The following is a 25946-nucleotide window of genomic DNA, read 5'->3' as shown; positions in this document are numbered from 1 at the left end:
GTGTGATAGACGCACGCTGAGACTTTTACTTGCCACTTTGCTGTGATACAGTGCGCGACCTTTTTATGGTTGTGAGGTGACAAATGATAGCAGGATTTGATTACGGTAGTTCTAATTGCGCAATCGGTGTAATGCGCGAAGGCGATGTCACACTGGTGCCTCTGGAACAGGGCAAACCTTATCTGCCGTCAACTCTGTACGCGTTACACAACAGCCTGGTGAGTGAGTATGTCGCGCACAATCTGGCAGGCTCTGCATTTGCTACGGACTACCAGGCAGCGCGTAAGCCTTTGTTAGGCAGTGCAGCTATGGCACGGCGTGAGCTTGACCTGGCACCTGACGAGCAAGGGGTGTTTGTCGGCCAGCAAGCCATAGAAGAATACATCGCGTTTCCTGAAGAAGGGTACTTCGTGAAGTCGCCCAAGTCTTTTTTTGGTGCGGTTGGTCTGAAACCAGCTCAGCTGGCATTTTTCGAAGACATTGCAACGACCATGATCATGGAGCTAAAAAGCCGTGCTGAGCGTCATCTGGAGCAGCTGCTCAGCCAAACGGTCATTGGTCGGCCAGTCAACTTCCAGGCCATTGGGGGTGAGGACAGCAACCGCCAGGCGATTGATATTTTGACGACCGCCGCGAAGCGTGCCGGGTTTAAAGACGTGGCCTTTTTATATGAGCCGTTGGCAGCGGGCATTGATTATGAGTCCCGCCTTACCCAGGATCAGAAAGTGCTGGTGGTGGATATTGGCGGTGGTACCAGTGACTGCTCTTTTGTGCAGATGGGACCGGGCTTTCGTGCTAAGGCGGATCGCAGTGATGACTTTCTGGCCCATACCGGTAAGCGAATAGGTGGGAATGATCTCGATATCGCACTGGCATTTCATACCTTGATGCCAGTATGTGGGCTGGGCAGTCAGTTTACATCTGGCCTGCCTTTACCCAACCCCTTGTTCTGGCAGGCATGTAAAATTAATGATATTCAGATGCAAAGTGACTTCTACAGTGCGCAAATGGCGCGCGAGCTGAGCGGTATGCTGAGAGATGTCTGTGAGCCGGAAAAACTCGAGCGATTGTTGAAGATCCAGCGCAGCAAGATGACGCATCAATTCGTGCGCCAGGGCGAGCTGGCAAAAATTGCGCTGTCTGATCAGAATTCACATACGGCAATACTGGACTTTCTGGATAGCGAGCTGAGCGTCGATATTAGTGCGCAGACTATGGCTGAGTCGGTGGCAAGCTGTCTTGAGCAAGCCGCGGTGCTGGCTGAGCAGGCAATAGCTGAGGCAGGCACGCGTCCCGATGTGATTTATCTGACAGGCGGGAGCGCCCAGTCTCCACTGTTAAAATTGGCACTACAGCAACGCTTGGGCGATATCCCTATGGTCAATGGCGATAATTTTGGTAGTGTTACCGCCGGTCTGACCAAGTGGGCGAGTCAATTATACCGCTAGTGTATTGGGTGCTATAGCGCCATACGATGCGCCAGATACTGCTCATAATCGGGGAGTTGGCGCTCAATCGGAGTGGTCATCATCATGGATGACAACAACATATCTGCGGTGGTCTCATTACAGGCTACCGGAATATTCCACACTGCCGCAAGCCTCAACAGCGCTTTGACATCCGGATCATGCGGCTGTGACGCAAGCGGATCCCAGAAGAAAATCAACATGTGAATTTCGTTCTCAGCGATTTTAGCACCGAGTTGCTGGTCGCCTCCCATGGGGCCGCTGAGTAACTTAGTGACTTCCAACCCAGAGGTTTTTTCAATGAGGTGACCGGTTGTTCCTGTTGCATAGAGTTGGTGCATAGCAAGCTTATCCAGGTGCCCTTGACACCAGCTGACCATAGCCTGTTTTTTGCCATCATGCGCGACCAGTGCGATGCGTTTTTTAGCCGGAATGACCTGCGACTTGGTATCCATACTTACCTCATAATAATAAGTTAATTGCCAGTGCGACGAAGATAAAGGCTGAAATCCTGTCTATCCAAATCGGTGCACTGGGATGAGCGCGAAAATAGCCGGCGATTTTATCGCCGCTGTAAACATACACACAATCAATGGGAAAGGCCAGAATTGGATAGAGTAACCCGAACATGGCAAGCTGCACTGTGGTAGACGTTGTCAGGCTTTGATCCACAAATTGAGGAATGAAGGCAATAAAGAATAATGCCACTTTGGGGTTGAGCACTTCTGTCATCATAGCCTGAAACATGACATTTTGTTGCTTCTTATTGCTGACATGGGGCTTTTCTTCGTCGTTGTTCTCTGGCCGAGACAGAGTGTCTTTGAAAGTGCGTACGCCCAGGTAGGCAAGGTAGGCCGCACCCAGGTATTGCACTGTGGTATAGGCGGTTTCTGAGGCCTTAAGGATAGCCGACAAACCAATCACTGCAAACAGTGTGTGGACCACTCCACCCAGCGCAAAGCCAAAAGCACTTTGCATTCCGGCTGTGCGGCCGTTGGTAAAGGTCTGAGCCATTAAAAAGGCATTGGAAGGGCCTGGGGCAATGGCAATAATAAAGCTGGCAAATAAAAAAGAGGCGAGTAATTCCGGGTTTAGCATGACGGGCTCTGTTCAACATAATTGCACTTAGTGTAACCAGCTTAAATAAAAAAACCTATAAAAAATGCGGGCATACGCCCGCATAAAAATTGGTTATTAATTGGTTGGGGGATACCAACCAGGCTCAGTGCAGCGAGATAGATGGGCACGCAGGGTGCCTGTGTGTCTCGTCATAACACCAGTAGGTCAGTATCAGAACACAACAGTCTGAGTTGCAGAGCAAGCTGATGTGCTGTTTTGCTCGCAAACCTGATAAGTGTAGCTACCGCCACCTTTACCACTGATGCTATCTGTGTAGCTATTATCGTTGCTGGTTGTGACAATCTTGCTACCATTTCGGAAAATATCGACCTGCGAGGTAGAAGCGCCTTGCCAGTTTAGGTCAACGTATTTATTGCCTTTTGATTTGTATCCTGAGGCGCTGAGCTGCAGGTCGCCGCCATTACCGCCACCGGCACAGCCATTGGCAGTCAGGTAAGCATCTGCGTCTGCTGCTTTAACAATGCCATAGCCAAAGTACACGTCTTTACCAGCCGCACCACTATCTTGTGCCGTTGCTTTGAGCGCTGCACGAATTTCCTGGCCAGTACACTCAGGGTGGTTTGACCAAACTAGGGCTGCAATACCAGATACAGCCGGCGTTGCCATTGATGTGCCGCTCATCAGGCCATAATCTGAAGTACCAATCACAATGTTTGCGTTAGTGGCGGCTAACAGAGCTGCACGGTCCTCCTGTGCTGCACCAATTGCCGGGATGCTGGTGGTATTGGTATCGCCCAGCGTACCGTAGAGCATACCCGCTTCATTGTTGATAATAACTGCACCGACACCGCCTGAGTTTTCACAGTTGGCGACTTTGTCATGGAAAGAAATATTGCCCCGATCGATTAGGCACACTTTGCCATTTGCCGAGCTGTCGGTCGCTTCTGCTGTGCCCATGAAATATACTGACGAAGAAACGCTGCCACTGTTTTCCATCGCAGATGAAGCAAACGCTGCACCATCAACGCTCAGGCTCGACGATGTTGCAAGACCTGCAGGGTACGTAGACAGAGTGTCAACGCCACCGGCGGTGACTTCAACGCAGATAGTTTCATCTTGACCAGCATTTTTACCTTTGCCACTTTGACAGCTTGGGAACTGAGAAAAATCCGCAATGTTATTATCAGCGTCATTTGCACCTACCATCATGACTGACGGGTAGCCAGCAGGGTAGGAGCGGACATTGTTACCATCGTTACCAGCTGCCGCAACGACCAGGCCGCCAGCATTATTAAAACTTTCGAAAGCATTTTCTTCGGTGCTGTTTGCACCACCACCACCCAGGCTCATGCTGATGATATTGGCACCCGCCTGACTACACAAGTTTGCTGCGTGTGCCAGATCTGAGGAATAACCCCAGCCTTCCGCATTGAACACTTTAATGATGTGCATATCCACACCCGGTGCCATACCAATCACACCAATGTTATTGTCGGCAGCGCCCACGGTTCCTGCCACGTGGGTGCCATGCGGGCCGCCATGCTCATACCAGTTGCCAGTTCCTGAGTCATTATCTCCTGTGATGTTGCCCCAGATGAAATCCGGGTTGGACATATCCAGACCTGAGTCGATGACGCAGACTTTCATGCCAGCATTGGCATCAAAGGTCACCTGATTTGCCTGCGACTGATAATAGGCATAAGGGGCAACCTGCTGTTGCATTGGGTCGCCTGCATCGTCGTTATACAAACCCATTAGTTGACGCTTTTGGTCCACTTCTATCAATTTGATATGCGGGTTGTTAAGCAGCCCCTTAACTTCACTGAGCTCTTTGCCGCTAAATGTGGCGGCGAGGAAGCCATCACCGTCTATATGCAGCTGTGCGCCCACCTTCTGTGCTAGTGCTTTGACTATGCCCTTTTTATTGTTATCAACCTGGATGATGAATCTGTCTTCGGTCGCCTGAGCTGTTGCTGTGGCACATAAACCTGCAAGTAGGAGTGACGTCGTAAACTTGTTGAATTTCATTATTATTATCTCTTGGTTTTAATTATTTTAACTTGGTTACATTGCTAACCATTGGTTAACGCTTATTAAGATAGACGTAATATTGCGCTAACGTAAAGAGAAATTATCCACGCTGTTGGAATTTATAGGAATGAATTATTCTTTATTTATAATTAAATAATATTAGCGGAAGTCTGGATATTTAGAATTTTTTATTCTTTTATAATAATGAAAATTGGTATCATTATCTATTTTGTGCCTAATATGAGGATAATGATACCAGGTTCGCGGGGTATTGATCAGGTAGGGTTATGCAAATTATCTTTGCAACGACTGAACAGTAAACATAAGAAAGGCAGTCCGATGAGCATATGCATGGCTAGCTGCTCCGGAGCGGGTAACGCCAGTGGCTGGCTGATCATCGCTAATAGCCCGGCGCCACTCATTTGCATAACTCCGATCAGCGCGGAAGCTGTCCCGGCCTGATTGGCAAAAGGAGCCAGGGCATTGCCAGCGGCAGCCCCCAGCGTAAAGGCAAAACCGATAGAGGCGATATACATAGGTAACAGATACGCCAGCGGGTGAGTTTGCGGTGTGATTAACAACAAGATCCCGCCAAGGGTAAATAAACTCAGGCCAAATCTCAGTGCCTGCTGCGAGTTACGTTTAATGAAGTGGGGCGCAGTAAAACTGGCTGCAATACTAATCGCGGCGTTGATGGTAAACCACATGGTAAATTCCTCAACGGGACGATTAAGCCCGGTCATGATCCAGCCCGGAGCGCCGACGACAAAGACCAACATTGCTGCCATGCACACCATAGTAATGCTGGCGTTGAACATAAACTGGGGACTACTCAGCATGGGATGGAAGCGGCGAAAATCAAGTAAATGGCCAGAGTAGACGGTGGTGTCGGGTTTCGTTTCTCGGTACAGTGTCAGTACCAATACCAGGCCAACTGCGGCAAAGCCCGTCAGAAAAGTAAAGTTACTGCGCCAGCCAAACTCTATGGTCAGCCAGGCACCCAGAATAGGGGCCAGTGCCGGAATAAAGCAGACAATGCCGTTAAGGTAGGTGATCATCTGGCCACTGCCTTTGTGGCCGAAACTATCCCGTACAATTGCGAAGGCGCTGACAAAGGTGGCACAAGCCCCCAAGCCCTGCAATACACGAGCAAGCATGATCCAGTGCCATTCATCCAGCAAGGTGGCCAGCAACGCCCCAATGCCGAATAACAGAATGCCGGACAAAGCAACCGGGCGTCTGCCATATTTGTCGGCAAGCGGACCGGCAAGTAGCTGTCCAAGGCCCACTGCCAACATATAGATACCCACTGTTTGCTGAATGCGGGCCTCGCTGACGGCCAGGTCTTGTTGCATATTGACGAATGCGGGTAAGTACAGGTCGATCCCCAGTGGACAAAACACCACTAGTAGAGCGAGTATAAAAATCAATAGTTTGCTGGTTTTTTGCTGCATGCTGTCTCCTTATGGCGGGTATTGTAGGGATCCTAAGAAAAAAAGACAGGACAAAGCGCCGGAACAAGAAATTTTTTATTGCTATGCCCGGATGGCATTAAAATACGCTATGTAAATGGTAGCCAGGAAAGTGTGAGTGGAACCGTGTTGGTCATGTTGTTTGCTGAAGTAAGGGCAAGTAAGAAGGAAAAATACGGTAATAGAATATTAGTCCGTTTGCTGCGTCTGACGCATTTTTGGTTAAGTTAAGAGGTTTGAGTGCGGCAGTAGCACTGCCGCGATTTAATTAGCACCAGCAAGTGTGGTCGCTTTTGCCACTTAGACGATCACAAATGTGCCCGGTTGGGAGGCATGCTCTCGGTGGTGAGCTCTCACCGGCGCCGCCAATTTGAGGTGTGGCTTGATTGTCCAGCAGCATAGTGTTGTCTAGATGTTTTAGTTGTTTCTTTTTAAGTGCTAGTTTCATATTCATATCCTGTTGAATTATTTTTGTTTTAACAATGGGTCAATTAAAAACTACCTGAAATAAATTTTGTTTGTCAACTGCTTTTTTGTAGTGCACAAAGCATGCTTACGCTGACGCCTTTGTGTTATGTATGGCGTGGTAATTTGCAGTAGGCCGCACAAATGCTCTGGGCAGAGTTTTTGACTTCGTTTGCAAAAACAAGTGTATTCGCGGTGCAAATGCGTTCTTCTGTGTTGTCTATCTCATTGCCACGAGGGCGTCTGCCACCTGCGACATTTGCTGTCATCAGTACGGGCAGATGCGCAGTGTCCTTAGAGAGCATTTTGATTTGGTTTTTATTCTTTTCCTGTTGTTATCCGCGCTGGGTAGGTGGGGGTTTAGTCAGGCTATGGGTGTCTGAAACCAGAATGCTCTGCCAATGTCGCCTCGGAGCCGGGCTGCCGGATTGCTGTGGTTCGCCGAATCGGGCAAAGAAAACGGGTAATTCTGACTGGCTTAGACTGGCAGCTAAAGCTTGCCTGGCAGTATCGTGTTGCACAAGCACACTGATTGGGTGCAGAGCCCATCCCCACTGTTGTAGTTTAAGCCATAAAGCACCCAATCCTAAGCCCGCACGAAAAAGCGCTTCATCGCCTTCTTTACTCATATTTAGCGACAGGTAGTGCGGCCCGGCTTCAACCAGTTCAGCAAGACCTTGAGCCATTTTGGTTGGCAATCTGAGCAATTTGTTCAGGCCACTCAGGTAAGGGTGAAAGGCGACTTTAAAAAAGGTTTTGAAACCGCCAGAAACCGGCCCAAACAGATTGTGCAGGTAAAAGCCGTCCTCGTACTGGCGTTTTTCATCAAAGCGAATATAGCTGTAAGTTTCGCGCCATGCGGCTTTGTTAGCAAAGTCCAGTCCGGCATAAGTTTGCGTCAGGTCGGACAGCGCTTTGCCATGCGTCTGTTGGTAATAAATCCCAAGCGTCACCGGGTAAGGTTTGAGCACCGTGCTTAGCTCGTTACGCTGCTGCTCACTGAGCGGTGTGTTACGGTACGCTGAACGTACGGTATGGCGTTGTTGGAGCTGCTCAGACAAAGTTGCAAATGCGGTTGCCTGGTGCGCCTGCTCCGGTCCCGGCATAAAACGGATGAGCGCTCTGTCTTCGCCCGCCAATACTTGTTGCTCTTGCTCATCGCACCAGCGCCAGTGCAGCTGATACCCGCGCAGGCATATCAGCTGCTCAAGAAAGTGGAAGAAAATACCACAGCTGAGCAGCATTTCCCGCTCTAATGACGGCAGACCGGTGAGTTTACGGCGGTTGTCTATGGCCAGGTAGCCACAGTGTATTACGGGGTCGAAGTGAACGGCCCAGGGCTGGCAGTTGTGTGAAGACGGGGCGAGTCGTGCCAGTGCGACAGCCTCTGCCAGTGTCTGTTCAAATGCAGTGTGTGTCATGATGGTTTTCCATTGTGTAATGAGAGTATGGGGACGACCTCCTGGTCGCTCGCAATACAGACGGCACAGCAAAAATAGAGTGTTTGCCAGAGCCAGTAGCTGGCAGGTGCCAGCGTGTCATTTTTGCTTGTTATGCGTCCGTATGAGGTGGCACCTTGGCTTGCATATTGCTGGATGTGGATAGTACGCAAATCAAATGGCAGGCCCCGGCCATGGGATTTGAGATAGGCCTCGCACAAAGACCATCGCGTGGTTTGGGTGATTATGTCGGCCAACACCGCGTTATGGTGAAACAGACGCTGCTGGTTGGTGACAGAAAAGCGGCGATAAACCTGAATGTCGATACCAAGAGGAGCGGGGGCAGTGGCGACAGCATACCAATTATGGCTGTGGCTAGTAGACACAGGCTGAGCAGGCTTTCCCTGCCCCTGGTCGCCATAAGGTTGCCCGTACTTTGTATGATTGAGCCTGACTGAGGGGTTGGCGCAGGCCCTTTGTAGTGCGAAATTGGCCAGTGCCCGGCACTGCTGCTTGACGGCAAGTCCCAGGCTCAGACGAGCGCGGGCGGATAATAAAGCGTCGGTATACTGCCTGATGTACAAAATGGGCGAGATAAGTGTCTTTCCCTCAGGCGTAATACAGTGCTCAGTGATCACTGCTGATAACCCTGTGCGATACGCTCGCCTTTAAACTCCTCGACGACTTCGGCCATCTCGTCAAAGCGACTGACCAGACTTTGGAACAGCGGGGTGGTCATATCTTGCTCAAACGCCTGCTCGGATTCTAAGTAGATGGTTTCTACAAAGTGGAACGGGGCATCTGCCTCGGCGGACGCTTCAAACACCGCGAAGGCTTTGACTGAATCAAGCTGTTCGCAGGCCTTGTAGTCCGTGGTTTCGACCCAGTCGCGAAAGGCGCCCAGGTGCTGAATGTGCTTAAGGCGAATTTTGTGTACGATAAGTTTCATAATGATTCCTGTGAATGAGCGTGTATTAAAGTCAGGTGATAATTGATGCCGCCGGTCCCAAAGGCATTGATAGCACCAATGCGCTGTTGGGTGTCCAGCAAGGGCCAGGGTTGCGCCTGTTGTGGCACCTCAGCCGGAATGTTCTCGAATGGCAATGCATCATTGAGCTCCCCCAGAATTGGGGTCGGTGGCATGCAGCCATGTTCCAGTGCTGCGAGCATTTTTGCCAGGCTAATGGCGCCGGCACCGGCAAAACAGTGGCCAAAGTTATATTTTCCAGACCCCAGATAGAGGGGGGACATGTGTTCACGACGATAGGCTGCACAGAGTGATTCCAGCTCAGCCTGGTCGCCGAGCGTGGTGCCAGTGCCATGGGTTTCAAGATATTGTACTTGTTCCGGGTTGACCGATGCCAGTTGTAAGGTTTTATACATGGCCAGTGCCTGCCCTTGTGGGTCGGGCGCGGTCATAGAGCGACTGTCGCAGGAACCTGAAATGGCATCAACATGGGCAATGGCATTGGGTGCGTCCGATTTAGCCTGCAGGACAAACAGACCACCGCCATCCCCAGGGGTGAAGCCATCGGCCCCCTTAGCAAAAGGCCGAATGCGGGTAGCTGAGAGCATCATCTGTGCGCCGCACAGCACCAGATCTCGCTCTAATGTGGCAGTTTCAATCCCGGCCAGCACAATGCCGTCATAGCGCCCGGATTGCAGCCCTCTGACAGCATTGTGCAGTGCGGCCATAGAACTGGCACAGGCCGCCTCAATGGCGATACAGTCGGCATGTGGGATCTTCAGATGCTCCGCCAACAACCGGGCACCCCCTAATCCTGTTGCGCCATACCAGCTCCAGCGATTGATTGGCGGTGGCGTGGGTTGAGGTAAATGTGTCGGGGCTGCTGGTAACTGATCCCACAGTGCACACGCGCCTAATTGACGATCGGCATTCAGAGACAGGTTACATGCCAGGATCACTGCCGGGCGTTTGAATTCCCCAATCTTGACAGACTCTGTGGCGTTCAACAGCCGCAGTTGGGACACATCTAGGCGCGCTTTTTTGGCCGGCATCATAGGTTTATTCAGGACCTGGTCGCACGGATTATGGCTGTCAAAGCTCATTGCTTGGTCTATGTAGGTGCTCAGTTTCTGAGGGGTTGCCCTGACAAATGCCGATGCATTGAGTTGCTGTGCGGATTGCGATCGCAACAGGTCATCCCCATTGGCCAATGTTTGCCAGAAATGGGCTTTGTCGTCACCCAGTGCAGTGATGGGGCAATATTGAGTGATTGCCACCTGGTCGTCACTCGCGTCGGTGTCTTCGTGTGATACAGCCTTATTTATTTGCCAGTGTGGTCCAAAAGTTGCGGCGCTGGCACAGTGAGTTTCCTGGCCCAGGTGCATTTCAAGTAACTGATAAAAGACCTGACTTGCACCGGCGAAATAGCGCGTGGCTTCCTGCTCTGTGGCTGTGGTGGTGATAGTCCCTAGCTGCATCAGTACCGGCCAGCCTTGTTGTTCGGCCGTGGTCACAGGGCAGACCACCAGAGAGATGGCACCTTCGAGCCAGGGTTGCTGAGTTGAAATGCCCTGATGATGGAGAATTTCAGCTTGTGGCTGGTGGTGAAAGCATTGAATACTGGTGAGGACAGCGAGCTGGCTGTCTGCATAGCGAAAGTTGTCCTGCGCTGCCTGTAACAGACGCAAACCGCCAAGATCACCGCCATCCAGGGTCTGGCATTTCCCTCGTGTGTGGGCAAAATGTGCTATCCGGGCGGGTATGGTTGAGGCCATTTCTCCAACCCGATCGTGAGAGGTGGCCCCAAAGGTACCTGCCAGCGCCTGCTTGTACTCATCGATGCGCATTTGCGCACTGTCAGTATCAGCCAATTGTTCACTCAAAGTCCGCAATGCAGTTACTTTGGTGGCATTACGATAAGCCGCGTCACTGGCCATATGTGTTGCACAGAGTTGATCGCAATGATCGCGCAGCGTTTCACTGAGGGTCAGCTGGCTCAGCGCTTCTTCAGCAGCAAGCAGTGCCATTCGGGTTTCGCGACTGACCGCCTTGCGAAACAAGGGGGGAATAGAAAACTTCTTGTAATCAAAGCTATCGGTGTGCACTTGCCCACCTCTGAGTGGCTCAGCAGCGACCGACCAGCCAAACGGATGAGTAAACTGACTCGGATTGAGTGTCCCCTGTTTTGCCAGGTGAGCAAAGTTCATGCCGTTGGGCAAAGCACAGCCGATCCCGACTATGGCTAAAGGGGAAGTAGGGGGTCTGCTCATAATACGCCTCTCATAATTACATCAGCTCAGCCAGTTGTTTACGGTCAACTTTGCCATTGGCATTGAGTGGTAGCTGTGCTGTGACTATCACTTTGTGTGGCAACATATAGGCTGGCAGTTGCTGTTTTAAAAATTGCTTTAATGCCAGTAGCGAGGGTTTTTCTGCACCATCTTTGAGAACGATCACGGCAATAAGCTGATGCTGCTGTTCGCCCAGCGAGAGATGTAATGCAGCTTGATCTATGGCCGGGTGCCGATGCAGCAGGGATTCGATTTCGCCTAGCTCAACCCGATAACCGTTCAGCTTAACCATATCGTCGATGCGGCCACGATAGATGAGCCCCGCCTCGGTCAGTTCAACCAGGTCGCCGGTCGCATGACAGTTTTGTTGGTGTAGTGCTGTGGCTCTGGGCAGGTCCACATTGGCATAACCGGGTGTAACACAGCGTCCGCCAATAATGAGCTCGCCACATTGGCCCAGGCTTTCAGTCAGTGGTGTCCTCTTTCCTGTATCATCTTCCAGCCAGCCTTGTAATTCGGGTAGCAAGGACCCGATAGGCAGATGACGCAGCCCGTCCAGCTGGGGGCGGTTAACTTGCCAGGCTACGCAAACATTGGTTTCGGTCGGGCCGTACCAGTTATGCAGCGCGGTACCGGCGGGCAGGCAAGTGATCAAGCGTTGCAATGCCGCCACGGCAAATGGTTCACCAGCAAAAATGACCTGCTTCAGGGTCGCGGTGCAATGACTGTTCAGTTCTCCACTGCGTACCATCATAGACAGGATTGAAGGCACACTGTACCAGATACTCACCTGATGCTTCTTGATCCCGCTGATCAGGGCCAGGGGATCTTTTTGTTCCTGTTCAGTGATCAACCACACACAGGCACCGGCGCGCACGGTGGCAAAGAGGTCGAAAGTACTTAAGTCAAAGGCAAAGCTGGCATGGTTGGCCAGGATGTCTTCGTTGTCAATGCAAGTTGCGTGCGCCGCCCAGTCAATGAAAAAGTCCAACATGTCATGACTGATCTGTACCCCTTTGGGCGTGCCAGTTGAGCCCGAGGTATAAAGGACAGCGGCAAGTGTGGTATCCCGGTGCTGACGCAAACGTGACATGTAAGCGCTCAGGTCTTGCTCGTAGTCGCTGCTATGGCTCAGGCTATCGAGTGTATTCAGCCAATCCTGGTCGAGTACCAATGCAGGTTTTGCTGCAGAGATAATACGTTCAACCCGGGCTTCAGGCTGGCTGTAGTCAATGGGAATATAATGGTTTCCACTGAGCCAGCAGGCGTAAATGGCGGCAACGGTGTCAGGATGCTTTGGCAGGTTTAACAACACTGGTGCCCGATCCAGTCCCAATGCGCACAATGCATTGGCTATCTGGCAGGCGCGTGCAGCGAGTTGGGCATAATCCCAATGCTGATCGGCACAGATCAGCGCCGTTTTATGCGGGGTCTGCTGAGCATGGCTCAGCAGGTTCAGTGCAAAACGGGCTGATGACGGAATTTTCGTCATACTCAGGCCTCCGCCAGTCCCGCTTTAACATCCTGATTGAGTGGGACGCCTACTTCCAGCGCGCCTTCAACCAAAATACGATAGGCCTCATCCAGGTCGGCCTGAGTGTGTTCGCTGGTGATGCTTAGACGCAATCGTGCGTCGCCAACTGCCACACCCGGGAAGACCACGGTCTGACAGTACAGGCCTCGGGCACGTACAGCACGGCCAAGCGCCAGGGTTTTAGCATCATCACCAACAACCACAGGCACAATGGCAGAATCGGAGTTTTCCAGATCAAAGCCTGCCTGTAATAACAGATTGCGGAAGTAATAAATATTGTCCCACAGCTTGGTCAGACGCTCTGGCTCGCGCAACATCACATCGATTGAGGCAATCACACCAGCTGCAACATGGGCTGGAATGGTTGCGGCAAAGACATAAGAGTTAGAATAGAAGCGCAGGAATTCCACCACATCAGCATCACCACAGACAAATCCGCCGAGACCGGACAAGGCTTTACTCATGGTACCTAACTCCAGATCAACTTCGCCTTTCATATTGAAATGCTCTGTGGTACCGGAACCGGTTTTACCCAGTACGCCAGTGGAGTGGGCATCATCAACCAGCACGCGTGCGCCATAACGCTTAGCAAGCTTAGTCAGACGCGGCAAGTCGACGATATCACCGTGCATACTGAAGACGCCATCGGTGACGATCAGCTTGCCACCGGGATGGTCGGCATATTTGGCCAGCGATTTTTCCAGGCTGTTCAGCGAGTGATTGTAAATTTTGCGCTGGGCACCTGCCAGTTTACAGCCATCGGTGATACTCATATGGTTAATGGCATCGGTAAAGATCAGGTCATGTTTAGAGGTCAGTGCAGAAATACAGCCCAGGTTAGCCGAGTAACCTGAAGGGTAAACGATGCAGGCTTCACGGCCTTTTAGCTTGGCCAGCTTACGTTCCAGCTCTAGATGTAGCACGTTACTGCCTGCAATGATCCGACAACCGGTATTGGTTGCGCCATATTGGGCAGCGGCGTCCTGGATCGCCTGGATCACTTCCGGATGATTCGACAGACCCAGATAACTGTTGGAGCCAAACATCAGAAATTCGCGACTGGTGCCAGTGACTTCATCGAACATAACGGCGCGATTTTTACAGGGCGTTTCCAGCGGCATACCGTACCAGTAAAGTTGCTGCGCTTTTTTCTTGTCGTAAAAGGATTTGAACTCATGGGCCTTGTGAAACAGATCGCCGTGCTGGATCCCGACAAAGTCGCGCATGGTGCGGTTATCGCCATCATCACTGTAGATTTGATGTTGCACGTCGTCACTGCGGGTCGCAGGGTTGAGCAGTTCGTCAATTAAGGGGTTTTTGGTGACCAGCTCATCGGCCCACTGTGTGCCTTTTTCTTCAACCAGTAGCTTAGCAAAAGCCTGTTCCAGTTCCGCCAGGGTTTTACAACTCGGGATGCTCAGGTTGTCTCTCAGTCCCAGTGCTTTTAGCAGCTCGCCCTGTGCTGAAACCACGGTGACTGAATCTATCCCCAGGTCACTTTCAATCTCGGCATCCATACTCAGCTCCGTGGCATTGTAGCCACTGAAACTGGCAAACACAGCAATCACTTGTTCACGCAACCAGCTGTGTGCATTTTGCTTACCATCACTGCTTCCTGTTGTTTTGGTTTCACTGAGGTGAAATTCCTGTGCGGCGATTTGCTTAACCGCGTCAGCGATACAGTGAATGTTCTGAATGGACAGGGGGTTTTTGAGTTGCAACTGCTTGGTCAATGCCGCGGTGACTTCGGCCAGCGCAATAGAATCTATCCCGAAGTCGTTCTCCAGGTGGCTGGTCAGATCCAGAGTATTAGCAGGGTACTCAGTCAGTTCAGTAAAGGTCTTCAGAACTTCCTGTTGCAGAGTTTCCATAATATCCGGGTTTACTTTTGGGTTTGTGGCACTCATATCAAGCCTCCTTATGCTTGCTCTGTTTGAAGGCGTTCAACCAGGGTGACCATGGCATCGACTGACGCAAAGTTGCCTGGGTGGATCTCCTGCATACCTATGTTTAACTGGGTTTCTTGTTTGAGGTAATCGACCAGGTCAAAAATGGCCGCCGAATCAACGATATTCAGCTCAAACAAGGGGGTCTGCGACTCAAGGCCGTCTTGCTCGCCGTCGAGAAACTGTTCGGCGATATGCTCTAGTAATTTAGTGACTAACATCCTGCTACTCCTTCTGTTCGTGTCTGATCAGGCTTTTTCGCCGACAATCAGGGTCCGTGGCCCGGGGATCTCTAGAATACGGGCATTGCTGAATCCGGCTTCATGGAAACGCGCCAGATATTCTTCACTGCTGCTTTCAATACCGCCGTCGGTGGATACCAGCATGTTTAATGACAGCAAAGCGGTAAACTCTGGGCCTGACTTGTCATCATTCAACGGGGTTTCTGACGCAATAAAGCGGCCACCGGCAGGCATGGCGTTATAGATATTTTTGAGGATGGTGACCTGGGTTTCTGGCGCATAGTCATGCAACATCCAGCCAAGGTGGATGAGATCATAGTTGCCAATTGGCAGGTTGCCGGCGATCACGTCGCCTTCGACCACCTCAATGCGGTCGCCGTAGCCTTGCTCACCCAGCTTATCTCGTAAAAAAGCCGACGCCTGCGGCAGTTCACAGATCGCCAGCGACACGCCCGGGTGTGCATTGGCTACGGCAATGGGTAAGGTGCCAATGCCACTGCCAATATCTAAAAAGGAGTGGTGTTGCGAGAAATCATAGTCTTTAACAAAGCCTTCGATGAACGGTGCGGCAAATTTACCCAAAAACTCCTGAAAATCAGCAACGTCATCCGGGTTTTGATACAAGATGTCGAACCAGCTGCGGTTGTCACCAAAGACGGCTTCACGCTGATTGGTGTCACTCTTCACGGCGCTGCTTAGCTCGCCCCACAGCGGATACAGGAAGGTGTCGATATGACGACCCAGCCAGCCCAGCCACATGGGTTCATCACTTAATAAAAAGGTATGGTGTTGTGCTGGTAATTGATACAGGTCATCTTGTTTGGTGAGATACCCCATGGCATGCAGGGCAATCAGCATTTGCTCCGTTGAGCGTAGCGGCGCGTCGATTTTGTCGGCCAGTTGCGCAGCGCTCAGGTCGGTGTCGCGAAAATGGTCAAACAGTTTGAGTGATAATGCAGCGGTTACCGCTTTGGCCTGAAAGAAGCCCATCATATGGTTAACGACATCTTGTTTGTTGAGAGTCATAAGTAATCCTTATCAATCATGTATTACGTTTAGGGTCGGGCCTGCTCGGCTGCGCGACCCGTTTTCCTTAGTCTAAAAAGGTCGAAAGTTCTTCGCAGACACTGGCGAAGGCGCTGACGAAGCGGTCAATCTCGGGTTTGCTGATCACCAATGGCGGCTGGATCCGTATCACTGTTGAACTGTTGGCAGTAACAAAGGTGAGGATCTGATGATCCAGGCAGAACTTAGTGACAAACTTCAGGCAGAACATTTCTCCCAGTGTTTGTTCCATGCGTGTCATGGCAGCTTGCAGATGCTCCCGCACCGGGTCGGGTAAGAATTTCCAGGTGCTATGCCAGTCACCCGGCAGACGGGTGGCAAACTCTCTGGCAGAAGCCGCAACAGCGCCGTCAAAGGTCTGTTCAAACTGGATCCCCAGCATCAGACCCTGACCCCGAATTTCGGCGATAAAGGGGTACTGGTCGGCGATGGTTTGTAGTTCAGATTTAAAATAGCTGCCCAGCTCATCAGCACGGGCTGCCAAATCTTGCGCGACTATCTCTCGCAGTGCCGTGAGTGCGGCGACAGAAGCCAGGTTACCGCCGCCAAAGGTGGAGGTATGGACTAAGAAGCGATCTGAGGTACCGTAGGCACGCTGCCAGACATCGCTGCGACACAAAGTGGCGCCAATGGGCAGTAAACCACCGGACAGTGACTTGGACAGCATCAGCACGTCAGGCTCAATGCCTTCCCACTCACAGGCAAAGAGTTTGCCGGTGCGGGCCAGGCCAGTCTGGATCTCATCGACCATCAGTAAGGTACCGGTATCGCGACAGATCTGTTGCACTGCGCTCAGGTATCCGGCTGGTGGCACGTGGACACCGCCTTCCCCCTGAATGGGCTCCAGCATCAATGCACCCACATCGTCTCTTTGCAGTGCTTCGCGTAAAGCGTCGAGGTCGGCAAAGGGCACTTCGACCATGGCCTGGATCAGCGGCTGGAAGTATTTACGGTGTTTTTCCCGTCCTGTGATAGATAAGGCACCGAGCGTTTTACCATGGTAGCTGTTTTTCAGATAAGCAATGCCAGGCTTGCCGGTGGCGGCTTTGGCCAGTTTAATGGCTGCTTCTACGGCTTCTGTGCCTGAGTTACTGAAAAACACGCGTCCCATCTCGCCGGGGGCCAGGTGACAGAGGACCTCAGCCAGTTTGGCGGTGTGCTCCGGCACGGAGATATACTGAATGAAGTTGGGACCTTGCTCATCCAGGAAGGTTTTGACTGCCTGGCTAACAGCGCTGGGGTTGTGACCCAGGTTAAGGCAGCCGTAGCCCGCGACCATATCGAGATAGCCTGTACCGTCGTTATCGTAGAGCATGGTGCCTTGTGCCTTGCGGAACACATTGTCGCAGCGTTGTTGTTTCAAAAATTCCACCATCATTGGATTAATGAACTGATGGTGGCGGTCCAGCGTGTCTTCTTTAGCTGGATCCTGGGCAATGATGTTGTCGATAAAGGTCAGACGCTGACTGGTGTCGCCCTTGTCGATGGCATAGATGTCCTGATGATAATAGCGCTTCAGGTTGGTGACGTGCTGGCGGTCGATACGTTCTCCAAATGAGGCAAGCGGATAGGCATAAAAACCATGTTTTTCAGCCAGCTCACCAATTTCAAGCACTTTGACCGGCTCCAGGTAACGGCCCAGAGAGTAATTCTCCCGGCGCTGCTCCAGGGCCAGGACAATGGTCTCGGCCATACACCCATTGAGCTGCTGTTTAATGGTGACATTCAGTGATTCGCCTCCCAATTTGACCGCATCGGTGGCTGTGACACAGCCGCCATCGATGATTAAAATATCGTCACGGGCAGGGCGGGCTTCCACATTGACGTCGCGTGGCAGTGCCACATCGATGAAAATGGAACCAGGTTGTAGCTTGGCCACATCAATCACGCCACCGGCTGAGGTGGCACCGGCAAATAGTTTGCACTCGTCGTACAGGTCGTCCGGGTTGCCAGTCAGGGAAACCCGCTGGTGATACTGCTCGGGCAGGTGACTGAGCATTTCCGCTTTGTCTTTGTGACCGGCGCGGTGCAGCAGTTTCAGGTTAAAGCCCTCTGCGAGCAGTAACCGGCTGAGTGCCAGGCAAATGGAACCCGGATAGCCCACGATAGCGACGGTTTCTTTTTCCGGATTGATGTCCAACCACTCTTTAATTTGCATCAGGGCTTTGTAGCCGGCATAGGTGGTCAGTGAATTCCCTGAGGTGATGGGAATGGGGGATTTGGCGGCTGTGGCTTCTCCACGACGACCAACTATCGAGGTAAATCCACCCAGGCCAACTAATTCAGCACCGTCGGCGACAAACTCTTCTACGCCCGCAACGACACGCTCAGCAATGGCTCTGGGATCGGCTATCATCTCCTCAGCGACCAGTGGCATGTATTTGATCATGCCCTCACAGGTTGCGCCGCTGGCGGACGTGATTTTGGCAAAGTTCATAAAGGGAACCAGGTTTGCTTTGCCCCACAGTTCGCGGTTATAGCCAGTGTGCTGATCTTGGGTGTTACGTTGTAGTAGATCGAGCATCTTGACGTAACGTTTCAGGCCGACTGACGTCGGGTGGGCGATAAATCCAAACTTCATGAGTTAACTTCCTGTGCTGGTGGCGTATCAGAATCTGTGTTGTGCATAACGGGATCGGCACTGTCGCGTTGCCAGCCTTTGGCTGTGGCCAGAGAAATACCATCCCCTTCATTGTTGTGGCCGAGGACCACAGAGAACAGGGTCAGGCGTTTTTGTGCCGTGAGCGCTGTGCGAACGGCGGTTTCGTCGAACTGGGTCAGGGTTTGCGCAGAAATATCAAAGTCGCCAATTTGTTGTTCAAATTGTGACTGCGCCAGGTTAACCAGGCGCATCTGGCGCGAGGTGCGATTAAACAGGATCCGCTCCTGATAGGTGTTAATGACTGACAGGCCACCATTGCAGAAATAAAACACACTGATGCTCTTATCGAGTAGCTGTGGGTGGGTCAGAATATTGTCGATAAATGCCGGGAGGATATCCGGCACTATGCCTTTGGCCCCGTCGCCGATAAAGGCAATGACATTGGTTGGGCTGGTGTAAGCCAGATAACCGCTGGCGAGCAGGGCATCGCCCATCAATGCTCGGCCATACCAGCCGGAAAAGCCGCGACGTGTTTTTGCCACATTGCGCACCGCAGAAATGCCACAGCGGCCAACATCGTACACTCCGGTGTAGTCATAGTCCTCGTGCTCGATTAAGTCTTCTATCACGCGGTTAAGCTGACAGAAGAAATAGTTAGGCGACATGGGCAGACTGGGCAGTTTACTGAGTACATCAGATTGCGTATCCGGGTAAGCCATGATCTTAGCCATACGCCTGGCACGTAATGACTCACTGACATTCAGGTGCTTTTTGACCGCCTGCAGAAAATCGCGACAGCGCATGTGTAAATGAAGGTCAGCAAAGGGTGACAGATGGCTTTGTTCTTGGGTTAGCTGGACCAGATGAACCTTACGTTCAAGGCGACCATCGGAAAATGGTGTGGCTATCTGTGCGACACGGCTTTTGAGCATAAACAAACACTGTTCATCGGTGCTGTTAAGCTTGTCATTGGTATGAAAATAGTTGTAAACCCTTGGGGTGTAACCATAAATAGCCAGGGTGCCGAGATAATTGTCGTTGCGCTTACCCTGATAGTATTTAGGGGCTGTGCCTGGGTGGGCGAGGCTGTCTACCAGTGCAATACCTGCTTGCTGGGCAATTTCATGGATCAGGGCATACTCGTCATCACTGACGGGGCCGAGTTGCCAGACCAATTTTTCAGGCCCGTGATTGATGAGGTCGATGGCCTGACGGAGTTCCTCTGTCATGATTTCAACAGGCTCATCGCTGGGGCTGGCTGGCAAGGCCTCAAGTGCTGGCAGGTCTAGCTCTATTGAAGATTCCAGCACATTTTGCGTTGCCAGGATCACCACTGGTCCCTGACCCTGGTGATAGAGACGATATACCTCAGCCAGATTTTCACCGATCTGCTCGATTTCATCCATATATACATAGGGAATGCGCTTAGCAGCCAATACATCGCGCATATCTTCGCTGGCCGTGATGGTGCCCTGAAAGCTATACCATTGACTCAGGCGATTTTCTGCAACGACGATGATCCCCTGCGCGGCGGTTTCTTTCAGATTCGCCAGGGTGCCTTTGAATTCGTCCATCATGCCAGAGGTGACGACCGCCAAAAATGGCATGCGGTAGAGTTGCCAGTTCGCCATGGCACCACAGGCAATTGCATGTTCATTTGGACCACGTAGCACCAGTGCGCCTTGTTGTTCGGCGTGGCGGTCCAGGTGACCGATCAAATTAGATACGACGGAGCCGGTATAATAAGACATCAGCCAGTGTTCTGGTGCTGTACGGGCAAAGAAGTTGATGAGCTGGTCGCCCAGGGTATTGTGTAGCGCCAGCGAGCCGACAGGCTTGACCCGCCGATTGGCATAGTTCATTTCGAAAAAATCCATCCACAGACGCAATAGTTCGGTCTGGAATGTCGCCGGATCGGTACTGCGCACTATCTCTCTATATTGCTGAGGGAGGTAGCTGTAGGGCGTTCGCAGTGAGCGAATAAAGGTGACGGTCGAGAAGCTGGTATAAAAAGCAGGAATGCCGATTTTCTGCATCGCCCGGTAAAAGGCATCCAGGTCCCGGTCTATCTGATCTATGCTGTCGTCCTGAAACCCCATTGAGGTTTGATCATAAAACAGCATGCCGACCTGAAAATCGGGCTGCTCATTGAGCGCATTACTGTGAATGACTTTTCCGGTCGCTTCAGCCAGGCTGGCACATTGGATCACCTGGATATTGATGGCTTTCTTTTGTCCCTTTAAAAAGTGGATGGCTTTGTCTCTCACTTCGTCATACAGCGAGCAAGGTACTAAAGACGGGTTTTTCAACGCCAGCTCTGATTGAATATGTACTCGGTTAAAGACGTACTCCCGAATGTCGCTGAGTACACTTAACCCGGTATGGAAGAATTGCTCATCTCGGGTTACGACAATCACACCCACGGTGATGGTATCCTGCTTTGCACCACTGCGCTGTGTCTCGGCTTGCCAAATATGCTCAAAGCCGGATGCGCTCGACTGAGTGCTTAATCCTGTAATGCTTGTCATAATTTATTCCTTCTGCTGCCTGCTAAAACTCGGTTCGTCATAAAAAACTGCACGCAACGACCCGCAACGGCGGCAGCACGCTACTTGCCGTTGTATTGTTAAGTTGATTGTTGAGATGCGGGCCTGTGGCCCGCGATGGATTAGATTATTCTCGCTGAATGATCACTGTGCCCTGATCTCCATCGAGGATCAGCGTGTCGCCGCTTTTAATCGCCTGGGTTGCACTGTGTAAGTTCACGACAGCCGGGATGCCAAATTCACGTGCCACAATACAGCTGTGAGATAGTGTGGACCCGATGTCCGTGACAACTCCGCTGGCGAGTGCAAATAAAGGCGTCCAGCTGGCATCGGTAAAGCGTGCGACCAAAATTTCTCCAGGCTCCAGTTCACCAGCCTGTGCTTGCAGATCGGTAATAACCCGTGCCTTGGCGACTATCTTGCCGGGGCTGGCGGCCAGGCCACTCATTGAATCGCTGTGTGTTTGTGCCGTGCTCTTCATTTTTGGCGTATATGGGCCAATGATTGCCATTGGTGGCTCTTCAGCATGCAAGTTGAACAAGTGACTGTGGCGATTGGCATTGAGCAGGGATTCGCTGAACGCTTCAGCGGCCCCCATGCGTCCGGCGACATAATCACGCAGGCGGTTGAAATCGATATAAGGCAAGTCGGCTACTTTCGCCAGATTGTCTCGCTCCAGGCGCGACAGCACTTCAAGAATGATGCAGCGATAAAACCAGGTCTCTGTAATAAAAGTAGGGCGAGTCGCTTCACGGCGCTCTGCCATCACCCCATATAGTTTGATAATGGTCTTAAGTTTAAAGCGCGCACCGGCGGGTAAAGCCTTAAAGAGTTGCTCGCTGTCGGCTTCGCGCAAGCTTTCGGTCTCTTTGAGCTTTTTCTCCAGATCGACCGGGTGTTTCAGGTACATTTTCATGACCTGTAACAAGTAACTGGGATCGTCACGCCAGCGTGGAATGCTCAATTCAAACTCCTGACGGCCACGGGCGCCAAATTCGAGCAAAAAGGCTTCAAATGGCCCCTGCCAGAATGGTTGTCCCAGCGGATGCGCGGGGAGGATGCTTACCAGTTCTTCAGCCTCAAAACGTTCAAACACGGCTTTTAGCTCAGGATTACTCTGAACCTGTTCGACAAGATCCAGGATCCCCCGTGTCACTTCTATGGTTCGCAGGTTGTTCATGGAGGCTTTAATGCGATTTTGCAGCCCCTCGCCTTGATCTTTGAAGTGTTCTTCACAGGTCTCAGCCAGTGCATCGTACAGCGCAAACGACTGTAAAAAGAAAGGCATGTAAGCGGCGCAGGAGTCCAAAAAGTAGGTGTCGATTCGGGTCAGCTCTTTGTCCAGCTCACTGAGTGACATACTGGGCAAATCCAGCGCCAAAAAGCGCTTCGTTTCGCTTTCGCGCAGTGCAATCATGTCATCCACGATTTTACCGGCATTGCGCATATTGTGAACTTGCTGTTTTAACCAGTGCCAGGCACTTTTCGCATAATCCCAGCCCTCTACACCTGGCCCGTAAGGGTTACGGTAGTTGCTGAAATCGATATCTGACGTCGCATAGCGGGTGGTGAACTTCATCTCATCCCGGGTGGGGGGACACTGGCGCAGCATGTGTGCGGAGCCGGAGATATTCAGATACACCTGACCCTGAATATAGCCCATATAAACTTGCCAGTCGCTGATGTCAGCCAGGCCCATGGTTTTGATGGCCGGGCCATGAATGTGCTTCTGATAGAACTCACAAAATGACAGGCCGAGTGGGGTCATGAGTCCAGTGACGATTTCACCGGTGTCCATACGAGAAAAAAATGCCCCCTCTTTAATACGTTGATCCTGCTCCCAGGGGTTCGCATAAATGGGTTCTGCTTTACTGGCCTGAGTGGTGACCGGGCGAGCCTGGAGTAGCCAGATCTTGTCATCCTTCAGGGCCCACTCGATGTCCAGTTCGGTCTGATAGAGTGCCTGTGCCTGCTTAGCCAAAGTGAGCAACTGTGCGAGCTGAGCTTCGTTCAGGCTGGCTGACTGCTGTTGCGCCTCTGGCGTACTTAGCAAGGTAACCTGGCCTTGTGCGTTGCGCTGACAATATTGAGGCTTAACGCGGATCTCTTGTTGCAGCAGCTCACCGCTGTCTTTGTCGAGGATAAAGCTGTCGGTACTTACTTGCCCGGATACCACACCTTCACCCAGGCCCCAGCAGCTATCTATGACCACTTTATTGGTGTCGCCACTGAGCGGGTCCTGAGTGAACATGACGCCGGCAGCATCAGCATCCACCATAGTTTGTAACACCACGGCAATGGCGGTATCCGCAGCACTGCTGTTGCGATATCCGGCAGCACGTTCTGCCCACAATGAAGCCCAGCATGCGCGAACTTTTTCCATCACACTGTCGTTACCCTGCACATGCAGGTAAGTTTCGTACTGACCAGCAAAACTCTGGCTCTGGCCATCTTCGTCGAGGGCCGACGAACGAACGGCTATTTGTGCATTGTCGCCCAGTCCCTGATAGGCTGATGCAATGGCAGTACGTAACTGCTCAGGAATATCGGCACTGAGGATAGTATCTCGCACCTTATCCAGCTCAGGCGCACTGAGCAAGTCATCCGGCAATGCGGTGTTAACAAAGGTTTGATAGGCCTCTGCAGTGATGCAAAAAGCAGGTGGGACGGGCAGGCCTGCACGGATCAGATGATTCAGTGAGTGGCCTTTGCCGCCTAGGTGACCTAATTCCAGTTGTTCGTTGCCACTGAGGGCGACGACGAGTGATTGGCTCATTATACCGTCTCCTTATTACGCGAAATGGCGGTTGTATCCGTATGTTGTAATGCGCGTTTAATTTGTGTTGCAGCCTGTTTGCCGGCAAAGATGGCACTTTCAAGGTTACCTATCCCAACGCTGTCCTGATTGGCAAAGTGCACGCTAAAATGTGGTTGTGAGGCACTTTGAAATAGGCCGCTGGCCTGTTGCCCAATGACCGAAGTGACCAAGGCGTCAGGCCAGTACCAGATCTGAATGTCTTCAACGATGCGCGGGTCAACACCGATATTATTTAACATCAGTGAGATTTCGCGGTAGGTCTGCTGCTGCAATCCGGTAAAGTCGTTTTCTGCTGTGCGCCCTTGTCGTTCTTCGCGTGTCGTTGGTTTGAGCAAGGTCAGCACGCCGCCTTCGCTGCGGCTATCGCTGTCCATCCAGTTAGCGACCAGGCAGGTACCAGCTTTACACCAGGCGTACGGTTTCTCTGGGCGGTCGGGTTCAATCAGGTAACCGCCAAAGGAATGGCTGAGCACCGGGCGTGATAACAGTGCATTGGCGAGATAATAATCTTCGTGACGAATGGCTTTGATGGCCTTGATCTGGGTTTCTGGTAGCGTTGGGAGCCAATCTGTCACGTGATGCTTGGGCGCGGCCCAAATCAGCTTTTTGGCTTTGACCGAGATATTATGGTGCTGTACTTTGGCGGTCAGTTGCACGCTCGCTTCGGTATTGTCCAGATTGGTCAGTACCACATCGCTCAATAGTGTGATGTTCGTTTGTTTGTGCAGGTGGGCAACCAAAGCTTCGCTGATATGGCCATTACCGCCTGGTAGGGTGACTAAATTGCCACGCAGATAACCAACGAGAAAGTGCAGGCCTACGTAGGCCGAAACTTCATGGATATCCAGACACTCGACTCTGAGCGTGGTTGTTACCGCATTTTCAACCAGCTTGCCGAGCTTACGAGGTGGTTGTAAATGCGCTGGGAATGATGCAGTTTTTTCCGGCTCGAACAGATAACTGTATAAAGATAGGCTGTCCAGCTGCACCATTTCTTCTTTGCTCCAGCCAGTTTGTTCATGCCAGGGCACGTGTGGGAAGCGATCTGTAGTGGCAGCAAATTCGTCAAGAAACTGATACAGGTCAGCGAAGATGGGATCGCCCAGTTGCTTGGCGGCAACAACATAAGGCTTTCCAATCAAGGCGTTCAGCAGTAGCTGGCCTGTTAACCCCCAAACTGATGGTTTAAGCAGGTAGCTGGGAAATTTTATAAAGCCTAAAGTGATCTCATTGAGACACTTGAGCAGTAGAACTGTATCGAAGAAAACTAACGTATCTTCGGCATTGGTTTTAAATTTATTTTGCAGGTCCAGTTTAGTCAGCAGCTGATCCATATCTGAGCCTGGCACGGGCTGTTGGAAACACACCCCGGCAATCGGATGCGATAGTGAGCGATGACTGTTACAGCGCGCATTACCGCCGAAGGTGGGGCTTTTCTCCAGTACCAGTACACGCTCTGTGGTAAATTCGCTGGCGGCGGTCAGGCCTGAGACACCAGCACCTATGATGATCACGTCATACTCATCTGCCAGCTTCGGTTTGTCGGGTGACTTTGCTTGCGCTTTGGGTTTGGCAAAATCCTGGCTGGCAAATACACGTTTAGTAGCAGTACGGCGAAATTGCTGACGTAACATCGCCAGTGCTGCGATGATAAAAATGGCATCCAGCGGGATCACTTGTGGCTGAGAGCGATGCAGTAAGGTGATGAAGACTGCCATCATGACAAGCTGGCCGTAGATCACAAAGCGCGTCCAGCGTGGATTGAGCCATAACACCAGACCTGAGCCAAATAGTGCGATTGCGACAATTACATTGGTGATATCACCATGCTGGGCTAACAGATTACTGATCCCAGCATACCAGGTGCCCTGATTGGCTGCGGCTGCTTGGCGCAGAATGTCGGGGACATTTTCTAATTGTGGAAATGCTTTGGCCAGTCCGGCCAGCATATAGAGTACTGCAAAGATCCGTTGAACTAGCAT

Annotated in this window: 17 protein-coding genes; 1 reads left to right on the top strand and 16 read right to left on the bottom strand. The window is 51.7% G+C overall.

All coding sequences use genetic code 11. The features are described from left to right. Positions 1–83 precede the first annotated feature (83 nt). Positions 84–1448, top strand: a complete 1365-nt coding sequence (gene yegD, locus MHN31_RS03020) for a molecular chaperone (RefSeq protein ID WP_239443419.1) — start codon at positions 84–86, stop codon at positions 1446–1448. An 11-nt stretch (positions 1449–1459) separates the two neighbouring features. On the opposite strand, the gene MHN31_RS03015 is transcribed toward yegD, so the two are convergent. The 16 genes from MHN31_RS03015 to MHN31_RS02940 all read right to left on the bottom strand — a co-directional run bounded on the left by MHN31_RS03015 (position 1460) and on the right by MHN31_RS02940 (position 25946). After that, positions 1460–1921, bottom strand: coding sequence for a methylglyoxal synthase (locus tag MHN31_RS03015; RefSeq protein WP_125559923.1), 462 nt, complete (start codon positions 1919–1921; stop codon positions 1460–1462). Between the two features lie 7 nt (positions 1922–1928). Beyond that, positions 1929–2564: a LysE family translocator gene (locus tag MHN31_RS03010; RefSeq protein ID WP_049865688.1), complete on the bottom strand. Its 636-nt coding sequence runs from the start codon at positions 2562–2564 to the stop codon at positions 1929–1931. A gap of 192 nt (positions 2565–2756) precedes the next feature. Next, complete coding sequence (locus MHN31_RS03005) at positions 2757–4574, bottom strand: S8 family serine peptidase (RefSeq protein WP_239443418.1); 1818 nt, start codon at positions 4572–4574, stop codon at positions 2757–2759. Between the two features lie 278 nt (positions 4575–4852). After that, positions 4853–6031 carry a multidrug effflux MFS transporter gene (locus MHN31_RS03000; protein ID WP_239443417.1) on the bottom strand — a complete coding sequence of 393 codons (1179 nt, stop codon included), beginning with the start codon at positions 6029–6031 and terminating at the stop codon, positions 4853–4855. Between the two features lie 818 nt (positions 6032–6849). After that, the gene (locus MHN31_RS02995; protein ID WP_239443416.1) at positions 6850–7935 is read right to left on the bottom strand and encodes a hypothetical protein; all 1086 of its coding nucleotides are present in this window, start codon (positions 7933–7935) and stop codon (positions 6850–6852) included. Next, on the bottom strand, positions 7932–8591 hold the full coding sequence (locus tag MHN31_RS02990) for a 4'-phosphopantetheinyl transferase superfamily protein (RefSeq protein WP_239443415.1): 660 nt from the start codon (positions 8589–8591) through the stop codon (positions 7932–7934). The genes MHN31_RS02995 and MHN31_RS02990 overlap by 4 nt, the downstream gene beginning before the upstream one ends. Continuing rightward, the gene (locus MHN31_RS02985) at positions 8588–8902 is read right to left on the bottom strand and encodes a RedY (protein ID WP_010382568.1); all 315 of its coding nucleotides are present in this window, start codon (positions 8900–8902) and stop codon (positions 8588–8590) included. Before MHN31_RS02985 ends, MHN31_RS02990 begins: the two co-directional genes overlap by 4 nt. Beyond that, positions 8899–11190: a polyketide synthase gene (locus MHN31_RS02980; RefSeq protein WP_239443414.1), complete on the bottom strand. Its 2292-nt coding sequence runs from the start codon at positions 11188–11190 to the stop codon at positions 8899–8901. Before MHN31_RS02980 ends, MHN31_RS02985 begins: the two co-directional genes overlap by 4 nt. A gap of 16 nt (positions 11191–11206) precedes the next feature. Beyond that, complete coding sequence (locus MHN31_RS02975; protein WP_239443413.1) at positions 11207–12703, bottom strand: AMP-binding protein; 1497 nt, start codon at positions 12701–12703, stop codon at positions 11207–11209. Positions 12704–12705: 2 nt separating this feature from the next. After that, positions 12706–14652, bottom strand: coding sequence for an aminotransferase class I/II-fold pyridoxal phosphate-dependent enzyme (locus MHN31_RS02970; RefSeq protein ID WP_239443412.1), 1947 nt, complete (start codon positions 14650–14652; stop codon positions 12706–12708). An 11-nt stretch (positions 14653–14663) separates the two neighbouring features. Next, positions 14664–14912 carry a hypothetical protein gene (locus tag MHN31_RS02965; protein WP_049866001.1) on the bottom strand — a complete coding sequence of 83 codons (249 nt, stop codon included), beginning with the start codon at positions 14910–14912 and terminating at the stop codon, positions 14664–14666. Between the two features lie 27 nt (positions 14913–14939). Further along, complete coding sequence (locus MHN31_RS02960) at positions 14940–15959, bottom strand: acetylserotonin O-methyltransferase (protein WP_239443411.1); 1020 nt, start codon at positions 15957–15959, stop codon at positions 14940–14942. 67 nt (positions 15960–16026) lie between these two features. Next, positions 16027–18579: an aminotransferase class III-fold pyridoxal phosphate-dependent enzyme gene (locus tag MHN31_RS02955; protein WP_239443410.1), complete on the bottom strand. Its 2553-nt coding sequence runs from the start codon at positions 18577–18579 to the stop codon at positions 16027–16029. Further along, the gene (locus MHN31_RS02950; RefSeq protein WP_239443409.1) at positions 18576–21128 is read right to left on the bottom strand and encodes a biosynthesis protein PigD; all 2553 of its coding nucleotides are present in this window, start codon (positions 21126–21128) and stop codon (positions 18576–18578) included. Before MHN31_RS02950 ends, MHN31_RS02955 begins: the two co-directional genes overlap by 4 nt. Positions 21129–21273: 145 nt before the next feature. Next, positions 21274–23922: a PEP/pyruvate-binding domain-containing protein gene (locus MHN31_RS02945; RefSeq protein WP_239443408.1), complete on the bottom strand. Its 2649-nt coding sequence runs from the start codon at positions 23920–23922 to the stop codon at positions 21274–21276. After that, on the bottom strand, positions 23922–25946 hold the full coding sequence (locus MHN31_RS02940) for a DUF6041 domain-containing protein (RefSeq protein WP_239443407.1): 2025 nt from the start codon (positions 25944–25946) through the stop codon (positions 23922–23924). Before MHN31_RS02940 ends, MHN31_RS02945 begins: the two co-directional genes overlap by 1 nt.

It is taken from the genome of Pseudoalteromonas sp. McH1-42, from assembly GCF_022347845.1.
Classification (GTDB): Bacteria; Pseudomonadota; Gammaproteobacteria; order Enterobacterales; family Alteromonadaceae; genus Pseudoalteromonas; species Pseudoalteromonas rubra_D.
Note: the sequence above shows the minus strand (reverse complement) of the source record. Positions and strands in the feature narration are given on the sequence as shown.

Coding starts and splice junctions, on each gene's coding strand:
- yegD (WP_239443419.1), top strand. CDS start 84: ATGATAGCAGGATTTGATTACGGTAGTTCTAATTGCGCAATCGGTGTA.
- MHN31_RS03015 (WP_125559923.1), bottom strand. CDS start 1,921: ATGGATACCAAGTCGCAGGTCATTCCGGCTAAAAAACGCATCGCACTG.
- MHN31_RS03010 (WP_049865688.1), bottom strand. CDS start 2,564: ATGCTAAACCCGGAATTACTCGCCTCTTTTTTATTTGCCAGCTTTATT.
- MHN31_RS03005 (WP_239443418.1), bottom strand. CDS start 4,574: ATGAAATTCAACAAGTTTACGACGTCACTCCTACTTGCAGGTTTATGT.
- MHN31_RS03000 (WP_239443417.1), bottom strand. CDS start 6,031: ATGCAGCAAAAAACCAGCAAACTATTGATTTTTATACTCGCTCTACTA.
- MHN31_RS02995 (WP_239443416.1), bottom strand. CDS start 7,935: ATGACACACACTGCATTTGAACAGACACTGGCAGAGGCTGTCGCACTG.
- MHN31_RS02985 (WP_010382568.1), bottom strand. CDS start 8,902: ATGAAACTTATCGTACACAAAATTCGCCTTAAGCACATTCAGCACCTG.
- MHN31_RS02980 (WP_239443414.1), bottom strand. CDS start 11,190: ATGAGCAGACCCCCTACTTCCCCTTTAGCCATAGTCGGGATCGGCTGT.
- MHN31_RS02975 (WP_239443413.1), bottom strand. CDS start 12,703: ATGACGAAAATTCCGTCATCAGCCCGTTTTGCACTGAACCTGCTGAGC.
- MHN31_RS02970 (WP_239443412.1), bottom strand. CDS start 14,652: ATGAGTGCCACAAACCCAAAAGTAAACCCGGATATTATGGAAACTCTG.
- MHN31_RS02965 (WP_049866001.1), bottom strand. CDS start 14,912: ATGTTAGTCACTAAATTACTAGAGCATATCGCCGAACAGTTTCTCGAC.
- MHN31_RS02960 (WP_239443411.1), bottom strand. CDS start 15,959: ATGACTCTCAACAAACAAGATGTCGTTAACCATATGATGGGCTTCTTT.
- MHN31_RS02955 (WP_239443410.1), bottom strand. CDS start 18,579: ATGAAGTTTGGATTTATCGCCCACCCGACGTCAGTCGGCCTGAAACGT.
- MHN31_RS02950 (WP_239443409.1), bottom strand. CDS start 21,128: ATGACAAGCATTACAGGATTAAGCACTCAGTCGAGCGCATCCGGCTTT.
- MHN31_RS02945 (WP_239443408.1), bottom strand. CDS start 23,922: ATGAGCCAATCACTCGTCGTCGCCCTCAGTGGCAACGAACAACTGGAA.
- MHN31_RS02940 (WP_239443407.1), bottom strand. CDS start 25,946: ATGCTAGTTCAACGGATCTTTGCAGTACTCTATATGCTGGCCGGACTG.